Source organism: Streptomyces sp. NPDC096323 (genome assembly GCF_040302845.1).
GTDB lineage: Bacteria > Actinomycetota > Actinomycetes > Streptomycetales > Streptomycetaceae > Streptomyces.
In genome coordinates this window covers 399,195-414,776 of record NZ_JBEOSI010000004.1, presented here as the reverse complement: position 1 = coordinate 414,776, position 15,582 = coordinate 399,195, and the positions used below count along the sequence as shown (strand labels likewise).

The window sequence follows — 15,582 nt, the reverse complement described above, 5'->3', positions numbered from 1 at the left end:
CGGGTAACCCCCGGGACCCCCCTGACGGCAGCGCCTCCGTGCGTCGGGGGAGGGCCGGATGGGCGGATCGCCTCGCCACTGGTGGGATGGGCCGACCACAGGCCCTCGGCGCTGAAGAGCCGGGGGCCAGGGACGGAAGAGGCCCCTCATGCAGGTGTTACGAAGGCGTCGGCGCGCGCTGTTCGTCCTGACCGGCCTGGCCACGATCCTCCTCGCCACATCGAGCGCGCTGCCGGCGGCGGCGAACCCGCGGCCGCCCGATCCGCTCCAGCGGCAGGTGGACGCGATCCACGCCACCGGAGCCGTCGGTGTTGCCGCCGAGGTGACAACATCACCGCGGACACGGAACCGGGCGCGGGCAGGGACGGCCGAGCGGGGAACCAGGAAGCCGATGCCCCGTAACGGCCGGTTCCGGATCGGCAGCGCCACCAAGACGTTCACCGCCACGGTCGTGCTGCAACTCGTCGGCGAGGGGCGTATGTCCCTGGAGGACACGGTCGAGCGGTGGCTGCCGGGCGTGACGGGAGGCGACGGCCTGGACGGCAGGGCGATCACCGTGCGACAGCTGTTGCAGCACACCAGCGGGATTCCCGAAGTCCTGCCGGAGGTTGCCGCGTTGAACAGTACCGGGGGGTACTGGGCCGAGCGGTTCCGTACGTACACCCCGCAGGAATTGGTGGGGCTGGCGATGCGGCGCTCGGAGGGTGTGCCGACCGATGCGGCGTGGTCGTACTCCAACACCAACTACATTCTCGCCGCGATGATCATCCGTGAGGTGACCGGCCGGAGCTGGGACCGGGAGGTGGAGGACCGGATCATCCGGCCGCTGGGCCTGAGCGGTACCAGCACACCTGGCACCGCGCCGTTCATCCCCGGCCCCCACGCCCGGGCCTACGCAGCCTTCGGCACGGGCGCGGGCACCGGCATCGACGTCACGGCGCTCAACACGAGCATGGCCATCGGCTCCGGTGCGATGATCAGCACCACGCACGACCTCGGCCGGTTCTACGCCGCACTGCTCGGCGGCCGCCTCCTGGAACCGGCGGAGCTGGCCGAGATGACGGCCACCGTGGCCGCACCCGGCCTGGGCGTGCGGTACGGGCTCGGCCTGGGGGAGATCCGGCTGACCTGCGGCGGCACCTACTTCGGGCACCCGGGCGAACTGCTCGGCTACCGCACCTGGGCCGGTATCACCCGGGACGGCTCCAGGACGGCCGTGGTGTACGCCACGAGCGACGGCGGACCGGACACGCAGCAGGCGATGAGGACGCTCGTGGACCAGGAGCTGTGCGGGGCCGCCGCCCCTGGGGAGGGGCGTACCGGCTGAGGGAGCGACCGTCCCGGGACCCGGTGCGCGGAGAGGCCCGGCGTATGCGGTGTGCGTACGCCGGGCGTCTGCGTCACGCGCGGTTGATATACCTCGTGAACCCGTAGTCCATGAGCTTCTTCGCGTCCGCCGTGCGGGTCGCCTCCGAGGTGGAGGTCAGGACCGCGCCGATGACCGTCTTGCCGTTGCGGGTCGCGGCGAAGACCAGGCAGTACTTGGCCGTCGGGCCGGAGCCGGTCTTCACACCGATCGCGCCGCTGTAGGTGCCGAGCAGCTTGTTGGTGTTGGTCCACGACATGTAGCGGTATCCGCCGGTCTTCGTGGTGACCTTCTGCTTCGTCGACTTCGTCTTCACGATCGTGCGGAACGCGGAGTACTTCATCGCGCTGCTTGCGATCTTCGTCAGGTCGCGCGGGGTCGAGTAGTTGGACCCATTGTCTATGCCGTCGAACGAGTCGAAGTGCGTGTTCTTCAGACCGAGGCTCGTGGCCGTGCTGTTCATCTTGCCGATGAACGACTTCACCCGGGCCGCGCGTGTCGAGCCGGAGCCGAACTTGTCGGCGAGCGCGTACGCGGCGTCGCAGCCGGACGGCAGCATCAGGCCGTACAGCAGCTGACGGACCGTGGGCTTGTCGCCCACGACAAGGTGGGCCGAGGACGCGCCCTTGGCGACGATGTAGTCGCTGTACGCCTTCTGGACCGTGACCCTGGAGTCCAGGTTGAGGCCCTTCTGGGCCAGCACCACACGAGCGGTCATGATCTTCGTGGTGGAGCCGGTGGAGCGACGGGTGTCCGCGGCCTTGGTGAACAAGGTCTTCCCGCTGCCGTCGCTCATCACGAAGCCGCCCTTGGCGACGATCGTCGGAACCGGCGGCGCGGCGGCCTGCGCCGTGGTGGCGAAGGCGCCGCCGGTGAGGACGGCGCCCGCGGTGAGAGCCACCGTGGCGGTTACGGAAACGCGCCTGACGCGTTGAATGCCGAGTTTCAAGTTGACGCTCCAAAGGCCCTTGGAATGCGGCTACATGGGGGTGCCGCGCGCTGATGAGACCGATGGGGCAGGCAAAAGGTTGTGGCGTGCGGGAGGGTGATTTTGTACGACATCCGGGGGCTCGCGTTCCGGATGCCCGGCACCGGGCCGGCCGTCCGCATCGTGGAACCGGTTCACTCTTGCGTGCATGTTGTATCTATGCTGTGCGCATGCCTGCGCCAGCCCACTCGCCCGTCCGCCCGCCCGTGAAGCAGCCCCCTGCCGCCGAACGCGTCTACGCCCATATCAAGGATGCGGTCCTGGACCGCCGCTACGAGGGCGGGACGCTCCTGACCGAGGGCGACCTCGCCGAGGCCGTGGGGGTCTCCCGTACGCCCGTGCGCGAGGCGCTGCTGCGGCTGGAGGTCGAGGGGCTGATCAAGCTCTACCCGAAGAAGGGCGCCCTGGTGCTCGCCGTGTCCGCGCAGGAGATCGCCGACGTGGTGGAGACCCGGCTGCTCGTCGAGGAGTTCGCGGTGCGCAAGGCGGTGCCCGCGTCGGCGAAGCTGATCGCCCGTCTGGAGCAGCTCCTGGAGGAGCAGCGGCAACTGTCCGAGGCCGGTGACCTGGCCGCCGTCTCCGTGAAGGACCGCTGCTTCCACGCCGAGATCGTCAAGCACGCGGGCAACGAGATCCTGTCCCGCCTCTACGACCAGATGCGCGACCGTCAGCTGCGGATGGGCGTCGCCGTCATGGAGTCCCACCCGGGCAGGATCGCCGCCAACATCACCGAACACGGTGAGCTGCTGGAGGCGATCAGGGCCGGTGACGCGGACGGTGCCGCGCAGGTCGTGCGCCGCCATGTCAGCCGGGTCAAGGTGCTGGTCCGGGGTGAGGACCGGTGAGCTCCGCCGCCGCACCCGGCCTGTCCCTGCCCGGTGATCCGCCCGGTGGCCGGCGTGCCGCCCGGGTCTGGGGCATCGGCGTCGCCGTCTACTTCGTCGCGATCATCTTCCGCACCAGTCTCGGTGTCGCGGGGCTCGACGCCGCCGACCGCTTCGACGTCAACGCCTCGGCGCTCTCCACCTTCTCGATCCTCCAGCTGCTCGTCTACGCGGGCATGCAGATACCCGTGGGCCTGATGGTGGACCGGCTGGGCACCAAGAAGGTGCTCGCCCTCGGGGCCGCCCTGTTCACCCTCGGCCAGCTCGGCTTCGCGCTCTCCCCCTCGTACGGCACCGCACTGGCCTCCCGCGCGCTGCTCGGCTGCGGCGACGCGATGACGTTCATCAGCGTGCTGCGGCTGGGGGCGCGCTGGTTCCCGGCCCGGCGAGGCCCGCTGATCGGCCAGGTCGCCGCCCTCTTCGGCATGGCGGGCAACCTCGTCTCGACGCTGGTCATCGCCCGGTCCCTGCACGGCTTCGGCTGGACCACCACCTTCGTCGGCAGTTCGCTGGCCGGAGTCATGGTGCTCGTGCTGCTCCTGCTCTTCCTCAAGGACCACCCCGAGGGGTTCGAGCCGCCGCCCGCGGAGCACGCCGGCGCCACGTACGTACGCAAGCAGATCGCCGCCTCCTGGCGGGAGCCCGGCACCCGGCTCGGGATGTGGGTGCACTTCACCACGCAGTTCCCGGCCATGGTGTTCCTGCTGCTGTGGGGCATGCCGTTCCTGGTCGAGGACCAGGGGCTGAGCCGGGGCACGGCGGGGGAGCTGCTCACCCTGGTGGTGCTCTCCAACATGGCCGTCGGCCTCGTGTACGGGCAGGTCATCGCCCGCCACCACGCGGCCCGGATCCCGCTCGCGCTGGGGACGGTCGCGATGACGGCGCTGCTCTGGGCCTCGGCCATCCTGCACCCCGGGGACCATGCGCCGATGTGGCTGCTGGTCACCCTGTGCGTGGTGCTCGGCGCGTGCGGGCCCGCCTCGATGATCGGTTTCGACTTCGCCCGCCCGGCCAATCCGCCGGAGCGCCAGGGCACCGCGTCGGGCATCGTGAACATGGGCGGGTTCGTCGCCTCCATGACCACGCTGTTCGCCGTCGGCGTCCTGCTGGACGCGACCGGCGACAACTACCGCATCGCGTTCGCCTCGGTCTTCGTCCTGGAGGCGCTCGGCGTCGTCCAGATCCTGCGGCTGCGGCAGAAGGCCGCGCACCGGGAGCGCGAGCACCATGTGATCAGCCGTGTGGAGGCCGTGCACGTGCCGGTGTAGCAGCTCCGGAAACGGCGGCGCGCCCGTCCCCCGTGCGGGGCGGGCGCGCCGTGCCGGGGCTTTAGGGGGTGATGGTGAAGTTCTGCAGGATGGCCGCGGCCAGGTCCTGATCGCCCTCGGCCTTGATGCGGTCCGCCACCGCGCTCGCCCGCACCCGCCCGCACGCCAGGCGGACGTACGTCTCCCAGTCCATGGCCAGCGTCACCGCGGGGCCCAGTGACGGCGCGCCGTCCACCGAACCGCGGCCCTCCGCATCGACCCTGACGGTGCGCAGGAACTCCATCGGCCCGTGCACATCGAGCACGACCGCCGAGTTGGGCGGGGCGCCCGCGTCCTTGGCCACGACCTTCGGCAGCGCCAGGAGCAGCGCGTCCCGGACGATCGCGGCACCGGGGGAGTCCAGATTGCCGGGCTTGCCCAGGGTCGTCCGCAGATCCTGCTCATGCACCCAGACGTCGAAGGCGCGCATCCTCAGCGCCTGTTCGAGGGTCTGCTCGGCGCCGAGCGGCGCCCGCGTCATGGTTTCGGGGTCACGCGTCTCGTTGCGCAGCTGACGGGCCCGGCGGATGATCGTGTACTCCAGCTCGGAGGTCATCTCCGGTGCGGTGTGGTGGCGCCGCACGTCGACCTGCATCTCCATGTAGCGGGCGAAGTCGCTCTGCACATGGAAGAGATCACGCGGAAGCGTGTGGATGGGGCGCGGATCGCCGAGCTGCTCGCACTCCATGCCGATGATGTGCGAGACGATGTCGCGCACCGACCAGTTGGGGCAGGGTGTACGGCCGTTCCACTCGCCCTCGGTGAGCGGGCTCACCAGCTCGGCTATCGACTCGATGGAGTGGGTCCAGGCGTCGGCGTAGGTCTGGAGGCTGGGATGGACGGTCACGGGACCCCTCGTGCGGTTCTGCGGTGCATGGGCTGGAGAGCTGGACGCGGACGGGATGCGGCCTGCGGGCTGCGATGAGGTTCGGTCGCTAAGTTACGCTGCGAGCAGGCACCCCGGCAGTGCTTTCGTGTGACGATCGTAGGCCCGTGTTGACGGCTCGAATGCCAGGACGGTGGTAGTGTGCGCGCCTCCCTCATCCAGATCGCAGTAGACCCGGACGAATCCGTCAATTCCCGTAGGGAACGCGCCGCTTCGCTGGTAGCGGCCCAGCGGGGCGCGGATCTGGTAGTTCTGCCCGAACTCTGGCCGGTGGGAGCCTTCGCCTACACGGCGTTCGAGGACGAGGCCGAACCACTGCAGGGCCCCACGCACGAGGTGATGGCCAAGGCCGCCGCCGAGGCCGGGGTCTGGCTGCACGCGGGCTCCTTCGTCGAGCGGGCAGCCGACGGCACCCTCTACAACACCACCGTGGTCTTCACGCCCGAGGGAGAACGGGCCGCCGCGTACCGCAAGATCCACCGCTTCGGCTTCGACAAGGGCGAGGCGGTCATGATGGGCGCCGGCGACGAACTGGTCACGCTCGCCCTGCCGCACACCACGCTCGGCCTCGCGACCTGCTACGACCTGCGCTTCCCCGAGATGTTCCGCGGTCTGGTCGACGCGGGTGCCGAAACCCTCGTGGTCGCGGCCGGCTGGCCCGAGCGCCGCCGCGCCCACTGGACGCTGCTCGCCCAGGCCAGGGCCGTGGAGAACCAGGCCTATGTCCTGGCCGTCGGCTCCGCCGGCACCCACGCGGGGATCCAGCAGGCGGGGCACAGCATCGTTGTCGACCCCTGGGGCGAGGTGCTCGCCGAGGCGGGTGCGGACGAGGAGGTGCTGACCGTGGAATTCGACCCGGCCAAGGTCGCCGCCACCCGGGAGCAGTTCCCCGCGCTCAAGGACCGCCGCCTGGGACTCGAACGGCCGAGGGGCCGGGTGTAGCCAAGCGCAGGGCCGCCCTTGTTTCACGTGAAACAAGGGCCGTCCTCTCTCACTCCTCCTGCTCCTTCTCCGCCAGCACGATCACGCACACCGCCACCGCGATCAGCAGCCCGGCATCGGCGTCCTCGCGCACGATGTCGATCCCGTACGTGTCCCGAACGGTCAGCCAGCGACGCGAGATCTGGGCCAGCAGCTCCCCGTCGTAGTCCACGGCGAACTCGCGGTCCAGGATCTTGCCGCTGACGTCGAGTTCGGTGCCGTCCACCAGCGTCACCCGGTAGTGGTTGCGCAGCAGTGACAGCCGCTTCCGCTTGACCTTCGCGAGCTGCTCGCCGTCCCGCTCGATGAGCATCGTGTCGCGCAGGCTGAGCAGCTTCTGCCTGATCTCGACGACGATCCGGCCCTGCGCGTCCTTCAGCTGGAAGGTGTCGCGCATCCGCATGGCCTTGCCGTCGACGAGGAAGGCCTTGCGGCCGTCCGCGTCCTCGATCCAGTAGTCGTCGCCGATGCCGAACAGCCGCTCACGCACGAGAAGTCTCATGGCTCACAGGTTCCCCGAGGCCCCTGCGGAATGTGTGGACGCCACGGTGATGTTGACTCTCCACATGGCAACACGTGCGCGCGTCAGGGCCCCCGAACTGATCGGCAAGGGCGGCTGGCTCAATACAGGCGACCGGCAGTACACCCTCGCTGATCTGCGAGGACGCATTGTGATCTTGGATTTTTGGACGTTCTGCTGTGTGAACTGTCTGCATGTCCTCGATGAGCTGCGCGAGCTGGAGGAGAAGCACCGCGACACCGTGGTGATCATCGGCGTGCACTCGCCGAAGTTCGTCCATGAGGCGGAGCACCAGGCCGTCGTCGACGCCGTCGAGCGGTACGGGGTCCACCACCCGGTGCTCGACGACCCCGAGCTCGCCACCTGGAAGCAGTACGCCGTCCGCGCCTGGCCGACGCTCGTCGTCGTGGACCCCGAGGGTTATGTCGTCGCCCAGCACGCCGGTGAGGGGCACGCCCACGCCATCGAGAAGCTGGTCGAGGAGCTGGAGGCCGAGCACGCGGCGAAGGGCACCCTGCGCCGCGGTGACGGGCCCTACGTGGCGCCCGAGCCGGTGGCCACGCATCTGCGGTTCCCCGGCAAGGCCCTGCTGCTCGCCGACGGCGGTTTCCTGGTGTCCGACACCACCCGCCACCGCCTGGTCGAGCTGGAGGCGGACGGCGAGAGCGTCAGGCGGCACTTCGGGTCGGGTGAGCGCGGACTCGTGGACGGTGGGCCCGACGAGGTCGGGTTCAGCGAGCCGCAGGGGCTGGCGCTGCTGCCCGACGGCCGGATCGCCGTCGCCGACACGGTCAACCACGCCATCAGGGCGCTCGACCTCGCGACCGGGGTGACGACCACCCTCGCGGGCACCGGCCGCCAGTGGTGGCAGGGTGCGCCCACCAGCGGCGCCGGTCACGAGGTCGACCTGTCCTCGCCGTGGGACGTCGCCTGGTTCGACGGCCGGCTGTGGATCGCCATGGCGGGCGTGCACCAGCTGTGGACGTACGACCCCGAGGACGGCACCGTACGGGTCGCGGCCGGGACTACCAACGAGGGCCTGGTCGACGGTCCGGGCGCTGAGGCATGGTTCGCCCAGCCGTCCGGGCTCGCGGCGACCGAGGACCGGCTGTGGGTCGCCGACTCGGAGACGTCCTCGCTGCGGTACGTCGACCGTCAGGGCGCCGTGCACACCGCCGTCGGCACCGGGCTCTTCGACTTCGGCCACCGCGACGGGGCTGCCGCACAGGCCCTGCTCCAGCACCCGCTGGGTGTCACCGCGCTGCCGGACGGGTCCGTCGCCGTCTGTGACACGTACAACCACGCCCTGCGCCGCTACGACCCCGCGAGCGACGAGGTCACCACGCTGGCCACGGACCTGCGCGAACCCAGTGACGCGGTGCTGGTGGACGGCGACCTCGTGGTCGTCGAGTCCGCCCGGCACCGGCTGACCCGGCTGCGGCTGCCCGAGGAGGCGGTACGGGTCGCGGACCAGGCGCACCGGACCCAGCGCGCGGCGACCGGGATCGCCCCGGGCACGCTCCGGCTCGACGTCGTCTTCCAGGCGCCCGCCGGTCAGAAGCTGGACACCCGCTACGGGCCCTCGACCCGGCTGTTGGTGTCCTCGACCCCGCCGGAGCTGCTGGCCGGGGGCGAGGGAGCGGGGACCGACCTCTTCCGTGACCTGGTCCTTGCCGACGGCGTGACCGAGGGTGTCCTGCACGTCTCCGCGATGGCCGCGTCGTGCGACGACGACCCGGCGAACGAGTACCCGGCGTGCCACGTCCACCAGCAGGACTGGGGGGTCCCCGTCACCGTGACCGCCGAGGGGACCTCGCGGCTGCCGCTGGTGCTCGCGGGCATGGACGAGCAGGGCTGAGCCGTCCGTACCGGGGCGGGGCCACGAAGGCCCGCCCCGGTGACCCTCACGCGTCGCCGGCGAGGCGCCTGACCGCGTCCTCGTACCGGCGCACGTACTCCGGCGCCGAGGCCACCCGCAGCAGCGCCTCCAGGGCCCGCACCGCGCCCTCGTCGTAGCCGGCGCGTTCGGCCTCCGTGGCCGCCAGGTCCAGCAGCCGGATTCCCTCGTCCTCCGCGCCCAGGGCGATCCGGGCCTCGCCGCTGACGGTCGTCAGCAGCACCCGGCGGCCCGCCTCCTCGTGCTCGGGACCCAGGTCGAACGCGGCGCGGGCGGAGTCCAGGGCGTCCTGCGGGCGGCCCGCGGTGAGCTGCATGCGTGCGAGGTGCTGAAGGGCGAGCATCTCGGTGTGCGCGTCGGGTTCCGCCCTGGCCAGCTCCAGGGCCTGCTCGCAGCCCTCCATCGCCACGTCGAGACCGCCCTGCTCGGCCTGGACGATCGCCAGGTTGATCAGGGCCGTCGCCTCGCCGAGCCGGTCCCCGGCCTGCCGGGCGAGCCCCGGCGAAGGCTCCAGGAGGGCCACCGCCTCGGCGGTCCTGCCCTCTTCCGACAGCACCCACCCCAGCAGATTGCGCACCCGGGACTCGGCGTACGGATCGCGGCGCGCGGCCGCGGCGGCCAGGGCCAGTTCCAGCATCGGCGCCCAGCCGTCCCGCGGCCGCCACACCACGTGCGGCCACTGGAGCAGGATGATCCGCCAGGCCCGGTCCTCGAGCCCTGCGGCGCGGGCGGCGGCAGCGGCCAGGGCGAGGTCCTCGCGTTCGGCCGCGAGCCAGGCCATCGCCGCCTCCCGGGCGGTGAAGTCCCGTACGGCGGCGGGCCGCCGGAACCCGTCCGGCAGCACGAAGCAGGGCTCGCCACCGGGTTCGGCCGTGTCCGCGGCGGCCAGCGCGGTGGCGATGTAGTGGTCGAGTACCCCGGTCAGCGCGGCGGTCCCGGCCTCGGCGTCGAGCCCGCGGGCGTAGAGCCGCACGAGATCGTGCAGTATCCAGCGCCCGGACCCGGCCTCGGTGACCAGGTGCGCGGCGGCGAGCCGCTCCAGTGCGGCCGCGGCGACGACCGGGTCGGTGCCGGCGAGGGCGGCGGCCGTGTACGGGTCGAAGTGGCCGCCCGGGTGGTGGCCGAGCCGGGCGAGGTGGTGGACGGCGTCCGGCGGCAGTTGCTGCACGGTCAGCCGCAGGGCGGCGGAGACCCCGGTGTCCTCCACGGCGAGATACGTGAGCCGGCTGCGCTCGTCGGCCAGTTCGTCGGCCATGTCGGCGAGCGTCCACTGCGGGCGGCCCGCCAGCCGGGCCGCCGTGACCCGCAGGGCCAGGGGCAGTCCGCCGCAGAGCTCGGCGAGCCGCCGGGCCGCCACCGGCTCGGCGACGACCCGCTCCTCGCCCAGCACCCCGGCCAGCAGCGCGGTGCCGTCCACCGGCTCGAACACGTCGAGCGGTACGGGCACGGCGGCGTCCGAGGCGATGAGCCCCTCCAGCCGGTGCCTGCTGGTGATCAGCGTGACGCAGTCGGCGCCACCCGGCAGCAGATGGCCGACCTGGGCGGAGTCACGGACGTTGTCGAGGACGACGAGCAGGCTGAGCCGGTCGGTCAGCGAGCGGAACAGCGCCGCGGCACCGGCGACGGACTCCGGGATCCGGCGGGGCGCGACGCCGAGGGCGAGCAGGAACTCGCGCAGGACTTCCAGGGGCGTCGGCTCGCCGGTGTCGGAGAACCCGCGCAGATCGGCGAAGAGCCGCCCGTCCGGGAAGGCCGCGGGGGACCGGCGCGCCCAGTGCAGGGCCAGCGCGGTCTTGCCCACCCCGGCCGGTCCGGTGACCAGGCAGACGGGCGCCTCGCCCGCCGCGGCCCGGGAGAGCGCGGTGAGCTCGGCCCCGCGCCCGTGGAAGCCGCGGGGAGCGCGCGGCAGCAGATCCGTGGGGTGGGGCGGGGTGCCGGGGTGCGCCGGCGAAGGCAGGACGCGCGGCGGGCGGGGCGGTGCGGCGGCCTCCACCGCCAAGGGCTGGGCGACCTCCGCGGCGGCCGTCGCAGTGGAGGCGCCCCCGGCGGACGGACCACCGCCGGCCACCGGAACGGCTCCCGAACCGGACGGGGGCAGCGGATCGGCTCCCGAGCCGGACGGGGATACCGGAACGGCTCCCTGGCCCGATGCCGGGCCGCCTCCCGCCACGGACTCCGGTTCGCCGCGCAGGATCTGCGCGTACGCGTCGGCCAGCTCGCGCCCCGGATCGATGCCCAGTTCGTCGGCGAGTAGCCGACGGGTGCGGTGGAACCGGTCCAGCGCCTCGGACTGCCGCCCCGACCGGTACAGCGCCGTCATCAGGGCCGCGGCGAGGGACTCCCGCATGGGGTGGGCGTCGGCCTCGGCCCGGAGCACCGCCGCCGCCCGGTGGTGCTCCCCCAGCACCGCGTAGGCCCGCGCCAGTTGCTCGACCGTCGTGAGCCGGGACTCCTCCAGCGTGTGCGCGGCCGCCTGGAGCGGTGCGCTGGCGTACGTACCGGTGAGCGCGGGTCCCTGCCACAACGACAGGGCCTCCTTCAGCATGAGCACCGTGTCGGCTGTGTTGCGCTGCTCGCGGGCCAGCATCAGCAGTTCCTCGAACCGCTGGGAGTCCAGCAGGGTTTCCGGCGCCCGCAGCACGTACGCGTCGCCGAGCGTGGCCAGCTCGACCCCGTACGCCTCCGCGTCCGCCTCCACCAACAGGGCGCGCAGCCGGGAGACATGGCCCTGGATGACGGTGCGGGCGTGCAGCGGCGGGGAGTCGTCCCACAGGCAGTCCGTCAGCCGTGCCATCGACACGGGCGTGTTGGCGCGCAGCAGCAGTGCGGCGAGCAGGCTGCGGCGCTTGACGGGGCCGAGCGGCAGCGGCCCGGTCAGCGTGTCGACGCAGACCGTGCCGAGCAACCGGAACTCCACGAGCGGCTTCCCTTCCGGGTGTGACGCGCCCGGTTCCGGGTCACGGACAGGCACCCAGAATATCGGGGACCACGAGCTGCCCGTGAAGGGGTGCGCCCGGGGGGCGGGGCATACCCACGCAGGTCACAGCCGCAGTGAACGGGGCGCGCCCCCGCAGGTCACAGCCGCCGTTCGTCGTCGGACACCACGGTGGTGGTGGGCGGCACGACCATCCGGCGCCGTCGCATCACGCTCGCGTAGACGCAGACCCCGATGATGCCGACGATCATCATGATCCAGCCGACCAGGTCGACGTTGACGGTGTCCATGTGCCAGTCGGTGGCGAAGGCGAGGATCGCCCCCGCGCCGATGAGGATGATGCATCCTCCGAGTCCCATGAGATCCGCCTCCTTCGGACCCGGAAGCTCCGGGCCGTGTACGCAGCGGGTACCCGGCCCGGTGGCGGGCATTCCCCGGAACACCCCCGCAGAAATCGTCAGTTCAGGGAGCCCTGCGAAGGGACGACGACCCCGTACAGGTCGGCGATGGTGGCGAGGGCGCTGGAGTGCACCTGGTCGGCGTCCAGTTCGATGCCGGTGACCGGAAGGGCGCGGGTGGCGCAGGCATCGGCGACCACGGTGGGGCGGTTGCCGCGAAGGAAGGCGCCCTGAGCGGTGAACTGGACGCACATGTGGGTCATGAAGCCGGCGAGGACCAGGTCGTTCTTCCCCGCGGCCTCGACGTGCTCGGCCAGGTCGGTGCCGACGAACGAGTCCGGCACCCGCTTGACGACGACAGTCTCCCCCTCGGCCGGTGCGACGCTCGGGTGGATCCGGCCGATCTCGGCCCGGATGTCGTACGGGCTGCCCTCGCCGCCGTCGTTGATGACGTGGATGACCGTCGTGCCCGCCTCGCGGGCCCGGGCCAGGAGCCGGGCGCCGGCGTCGAGCGCGGACTGCCAGCCGTCCAGTTCCATCACGCCGGTCGTGTAGGTGTTCTGGTAGTCGATGAGGACGAGGGTCGAGTCGGCGAGGGTCGCGGGGGTGTCGTCGAGGCCGTTGAGGCGGCGCAGTGTGGTTCGGGGCATGGCTGTGGCACCTGTGATTTCCGGTCGGGGAGGGCGGGCCCGCCGGTCCGGCGGCCGCACTACGACGTTACGACCCGCCCGTCGTGTCGGCAATGTCGTCTAACATGCAGAAACCGACACCGCGCCGCGTCGGAGCAACAGGACGGCAGGAGGCCCATGAGTACCATCGACCGGCTGATCGTCATCGTTCTCTTCGAAGGCGTCGACCTGCTCGACGTCACCGGGCCGCCCGAGGTCTTCTCCCTCGCCCGCCGCGAGACGGAGGAGGCGGCGGGTTACGAGGTCGTCCTCGCCGCCGAGACGACGGCCCCGGTCACCACCTCGGCCGGGGTCCGGATCCTCCCCGACGCCACCTTCGACGACCTCGCCGACAGGAGGATCGACACCCTCATCGTCCCCGGAGCCGTGGAGACCGACGGCCAGGGGCGCGTGCATCCGCTCACCGACCCGGCCGTGGTGCGCCGGGTGGAACAGCTCGCCGGGCGCACGCGCCGGGTCACCTCCGTCTGCGTCGGCGCGCACATCCTCGCCGCCGCCGGACTCCTCGACGGCAAGCGGGCCACCACGCACTGGTCGACCGCGCAGCGGCTGGCCGCCGACCACCCGCTGGTCGAGGTGGACGCCGACCCGATCTTCATCCGCGAGGGGAACGTGTGGACCGGGGCGGGGATCAGTGCCTGCCTCGACCTGTCGCTCGCCCTCGTAGCCGACGATCTGGGCGAGGCCGTCGCGCTGCGGGTCGCCCGGCAGCTCGTGATGTACCTGAAGCGGCCGAGCGGGCAGAGCCAGTTCAGCGTTCCGCTGGAACAGGTCTCCATGACCCGGCGCATCGAGGACCTGCGGCACTACATCCTGCGCAACATCGGCGAACCGCTCACCGTCGCGGACCTCGCCGGGTACGGGCACATCGGCGAGCGGCAGCTCACCCGGATCTTCAAGTCCGAACTCGGCACGACACCGCACGCCTACATCGAGTCCGTCCGCGTCGAACGGGCGCGCAATCAGCTCGAATCGACCGATGCCACCCTCGAACGGGTCGCCGCCTCCTGCGGGTTCGGCACCACCGACACCCTGGTCAGGGCGTTCCGCCGCAGGCTCGACACGACACCGACCGAGTACCGGCGCCGGTTCCGCACCGGCCCGGAATGACAGGGGCCTGCCGTCGCCGACAGGGGGCCCACCGGACCACACGTGTCGTCAGCCGGCGAGGAAGGCGGCCAGCGCGTTCGCCAGGAGGAACGGGTCGTCGGCGCCGCACAGTTCACGGGCGCTGTGCATCGACAGGATCGCCACACCGATGTCGACGGTCTGGATGCCGTGCCGGGCGGCGGTGATCGGGCCGATCGTCGTGCCGCAGGGCATGGCGTTGTTGGAGACGAACGTCTGCCACGGCACGCCCGCCTTCTCGCACGCCGCGGCGAACACGGACCGGCCGCTGCCGTCGGTCGCGTACCGCATATTCACGTTGATCTTGAGGATCGGCCCGCCGTTGACGACGGGGTGGTGCGTCGGGTCGTGGCGCTCCGCGTAGTTGGGGTGGATCGCGTGGCCGGTGTCGGAGGAGAGGCAGACGGTGCCTGCGAAGGCGCGCGCCCGGTCCTCGTACGTACCGCCGCGGGCGAACACCGAGCGCTCCAGGACCGTGCCGAGCAGCGGCCCGTCCGCGCCGGTGTCGGACTGCGAGCCGTTCTCCTCGTGGTCGAAGGCGGCCAGCACCGGGATGTACGGGAGCTCGGAGTCGGGCTGCCCGGCGACGGCGGCGAGCGCGGCGGTCGCCGCGTGCACCGACAGGAGGTTGTCCATGCGCGGCCCGGCCACGAGTTCGCGGTCGCGGCCCAGGTAGGACGGCGCCTCGACGGGGTGCGGCATCAGGTCCCAGCCGGTGATGTCGCCGGCGTCGACGCCCGCTTCCTCGGCGACGAAGCGGATGAGGTCGCCCTCCTCGACGTCACCGAGCCCCCAGATGGGCTGCATGTGCTTCTGGCGGTCGAGCTTGAGCCCGTCGGTGTTGGCCGACCGGTCCAGGTGCACGGCCAGCTGCGGGACGCGCAGCAGCGGCCGGTCGATGTTCACGAGACGGTGCGTGCTGTCGCGCAGCGTGATCCGGCCGGCGAGACCGAGGTCGCGGTCCAGCCAGGTGTTGAGGAGCGTGCCGCCGTAGATCTCCACGGCGACCTGCCGCCAGCCGTAGGCACCGGAGTCGGGCAGCGGCTTGACGCGCAGGTTCGGCGAGTCGGTGTGCGCGCCGACGATCCGGAACGGGGTGTGCGCCCCGGCTCCCTCCGGCACGTACCAGGCCACGATCGCGCCGCCGCGCAGGACGTACTTCCCGCCGGTGGTCCCGTCCCAGGCCGCGGTCTCCTCGACCTGCCGGAAACCGGCCTTCTCCAGCCTCGCCGCGGCGCTCGCGACGGCGTGGTACGGGGAGGGGGCGGACATCAGGAAGGCCATCAGGTCGTCGGTGTGGCCGCGGTCGAAGAGGAGGGAGGGACTCATGTTCTTCACTGTAACCAGGCCCGGTCCGCAGGATTCACCGTAGTGCCCCGCAGGCCGCCGCTATCCTCCGGCGACGGCCGCGGAGGGCTTCTCGCCGTTCTGCGCCTGCTGGGCCCGCTCGGCGAACATGGCGGCGAAGCCCTTCGCCTCCTGGTCGGCAACCGCCTCCTTGGCCGCTGCCGCAGCCGGCGAGCAGCAGCAGGGCCGCCCCGGCTTCCGCAGCCGTATGTACCACCGCTTGTTCGCATGACCCACGCGCCGGCCTCCCCCTCGT

Annotated in this window: 14 protein-coding genes; 6 read left to right on the top strand and 8 right to left on the bottom strand. The window is 71.8% G+C overall.

Annotation, left to right across the window (positions count from 1 at the left end; genetic code table 11):
• Positions 1 to 148: 148 nt before the first annotated feature.
• Positions 149 to 1,327 carry a serine hydrolase domain-containing protein gene (locus ABTX18_RS13205; RefSeq protein WP_352122821.1) on the top strand — a complete coding sequence of 393 codons (1,179 nt, stop codon included), beginning with the start codon at positions 149 to 151 and terminating at the stop codon, positions 1,325 to 1,327.
• A gap of 73 nt (positions 1,328 to 1,400) precedes the next feature.
• On the opposite strand, the gene ABTX18_RS13200 is transcribed toward ABTX18_RS13205, so the two are convergent.
• Positions 1,401 to 2,315 carry a D-alanyl-D-alanine carboxypeptidase family protein gene (locus ABTX18_RS13200; protein WP_352122820.1) on the bottom strand — a complete coding sequence of 305 codons (915 nt, stop codon included), beginning with the start codon at positions 2,313 to 2,315 and terminating at the stop codon, positions 1,401 to 1,403.
• Between the two features lie 209 nt (positions 2,316 to 2,524).
• On the opposite strand from ABTX18_RS13200, the gene ABTX18_RS13195 reads away from it, so the two are divergent.
• A complete protein-coding gene (locus tag ABTX18_RS13195; protein ID WP_352122819.1) occupies positions 2,525 to 3,199 on the top strand; it encodes a GntR family transcriptional regulator in 675 nt (224 codons plus the stop codon).
• The gene (locus ABTX18_RS13190) at positions 3,196 to 4,506 is read left to right on the top strand and encodes an MFS transporter (RefSeq protein ID WP_352122818.1); all 1,311 of its coding nucleotides are present in this window, start codon (positions 3,196 to 3,198) and stop codon (positions 4,504 to 4,506) included. Before ABTX18_RS13195 ends, ABTX18_RS13190 begins: the two co-directional genes overlap by 4 nt.
• A 61-nt stretch (positions 4,507 to 4,567) precedes the next feature.
• Here the strand turns inward: ABTX18_RS13190 and ABTX18_RS13185 are convergent, their stop codons facing one another.
• The gene (locus ABTX18_RS13185; RefSeq protein WP_352122817.1) at positions 4,568 to 5,392 is read right to left on the bottom strand and encodes a maleylpyruvate isomerase family mycothiol-dependent enzyme; all 825 of its coding nucleotides are present in this window, start codon (positions 5,390 to 5,392) and stop codon (positions 4,568 to 4,570) included.
• 180 nt (positions 5,393 to 5,572) lie between these two features.
• Between ABTX18_RS13185 and ABTX18_RS13180 the strand changes: the two genes are divergently transcribed.
• Entirely contained in the window at positions 5,573 to 6,373 is an 801-nt protein-coding gene (locus ABTX18_RS13180; protein ID WP_352122816.1) for a carbon-nitrogen family hydrolase, read from the top strand.
• 49 nt (positions 6,374 to 6,422) lie between these two features.
• Here ABTX18_RS13180 and ABTX18_RS13175 read toward each other — a convergent pair whose 3' ends face one another.
• Entirely contained in the window at positions 6,423 to 6,914 is a 492-nt protein-coding gene (locus tag ABTX18_RS13175) for an LURP-one-related/scramblase family protein (RefSeq protein WP_352122815.1), read from the bottom strand.
• Between the two features lie 64 nt (positions 6,915 to 6,978).
• Between ABTX18_RS13175 and ABTX18_RS13170 the strand changes: the two genes are divergently transcribed.
• Complete coding sequence (locus tag ABTX18_RS13170) at positions 6,979 to 8,790, top strand: NHL domain-containing thioredoxin family protein (protein WP_352122814.1); 1,812 nt, start codon at positions 6,979 to 6,981, stop codon at positions 8,788 to 8,790.
• Between the two features lie 46 nt (positions 8,791 to 8,836).
• Here the strand turns inward: ABTX18_RS13170 and ABTX18_RS13165 are convergent, their stop codons facing one another.
• From ABTX18_RS13165 to ABTX18_RS13155, 3 genes are all read right to left on the bottom strand, one after another.
• Complete coding sequence (locus ABTX18_RS13165; RefSeq protein WP_352122813.1) at positions 8,837 to 11,746, bottom strand: AfsR/SARP family transcriptional regulator; 2,910 nt, start codon at positions 11,744 to 11,746, stop codon at positions 8,837 to 8,839.
• Between the two features lie 158 nt (positions 11,747 to 11,904).
• Positions 11,905 to 12,123, bottom strand: a complete 219-nt coding sequence (locus ABTX18_RS13160) for a DUF6458 family protein (RefSeq protein ID WP_352122812.1) — start codon at positions 12,121 to 12,123, stop codon at positions 11,905 to 11,907.
• Positions 12,124 to 12,221: 98 nt separating this feature from the next.
• Positions 12,222 to 12,812, bottom strand: a complete 591-nt coding sequence (locus ABTX18_RS13155) for a cysteine hydrolase family protein (RefSeq protein ID WP_352122811.1) — start codon at positions 12,810 to 12,812, stop codon at positions 12,222 to 12,224.
• A 156-nt stretch (positions 12,813 to 12,968) separates the two neighbouring features.
• Here ABTX18_RS13155 and ABTX18_RS13150 point away from each other — a divergent pair, with 156 nt between their 5' ends.
• Positions 12,969 to 13,961 carry a GlxA family transcriptional regulator gene (locus tag ABTX18_RS13150; RefSeq protein WP_352122810.1) on the top strand — a complete coding sequence of 331 codons (993 nt, stop codon included), beginning with the start codon at positions 12,969 to 12,971 and terminating at the stop codon, positions 13,959 to 13,961.
• Positions 13,962 to 14,009: 48 nt separating this feature from the next.
• On the opposite strand, the gene ABTX18_RS13145 is transcribed toward ABTX18_RS13150, so the two are convergent.
• Together ABTX18_RS13145 and ABTX18_RS13140 are read right to left on the bottom strand one after the other, a co-directional pair.
• Positions 14,010 to 15,308: a M18 family aminopeptidase gene (locus tag ABTX18_RS13145; RefSeq protein ID WP_352122809.1), complete on the bottom strand. Its 1,299-nt coding sequence runs from the start codon at positions 15,306 to 15,308 to the stop codon at positions 14,010 to 14,012.
• Positions 15,309 to 15,368: 60 nt separating this feature from the next.
• Complete coding sequence (locus ABTX18_RS13140; protein ID WP_352122808.1) at positions 15,369 to 15,563, bottom strand: hypothetical protein; 195 nt, start codon at positions 15,561 to 15,563, stop codon at positions 15,369 to 15,371.
• Between the last annotated feature and the right edge of the window lie 19 nt (positions 15,564 to 15,582).

Coding starts and splice junctions, on each gene's coding strand:
- ABTX18_RS13150 (WP_352122810.1), top strand. CDS start 12,969: ATGAGTACCATCGACCGGCTGATCGTCATCGTTCTCTTCGAAGGCGTC.
- ABTX18_RS13175 (WP_352122815.1), bottom strand. CDS start 6,914: ATGAGACTTCTCGTGCGTGAGCGGCTGTTCGGCATCGGCGACGACTAC.
- ABTX18_RS13195 (WP_352122819.1), top strand. CDS start 2,525: ATGCCTGCGCCAGCCCACTCGCCCGTCCGCCCGCCCGTGAAGCAGCCC.
- ABTX18_RS13160 (WP_352122812.1), bottom strand. CDS start 12,123: ATGGGACTCGGAGGATGCATCATCCTCATCGGCGCGGGGGCGATCCTC.
- ABTX18_RS13170 (WP_352122814.1), top strand. CDS start 6,979: ATGGCAACACGTGCGCGCGTCAGGGCCCCCGAACTGATCGGCAAGGGC.
- ABTX18_RS13155 (WP_352122811.1), bottom strand. CDS start 12,812: ATGCCCCGAACCACACTGCGCCGCCTCAACGGCCTCGACGACACCCCC.
- ABTX18_RS13205 (WP_352122821.1), top strand. CDS start 149: ATGCAGGTGTTACGAAGGCGTCGGCGCGCGCTGTTCGTCCTGACCGGC.
- ABTX18_RS13145 (WP_352122809.1), bottom strand. CDS start 15,308: ATGAGTCCCTCCCTCCTCTTCGACCGCGGCCACACCGACGACCTGATG.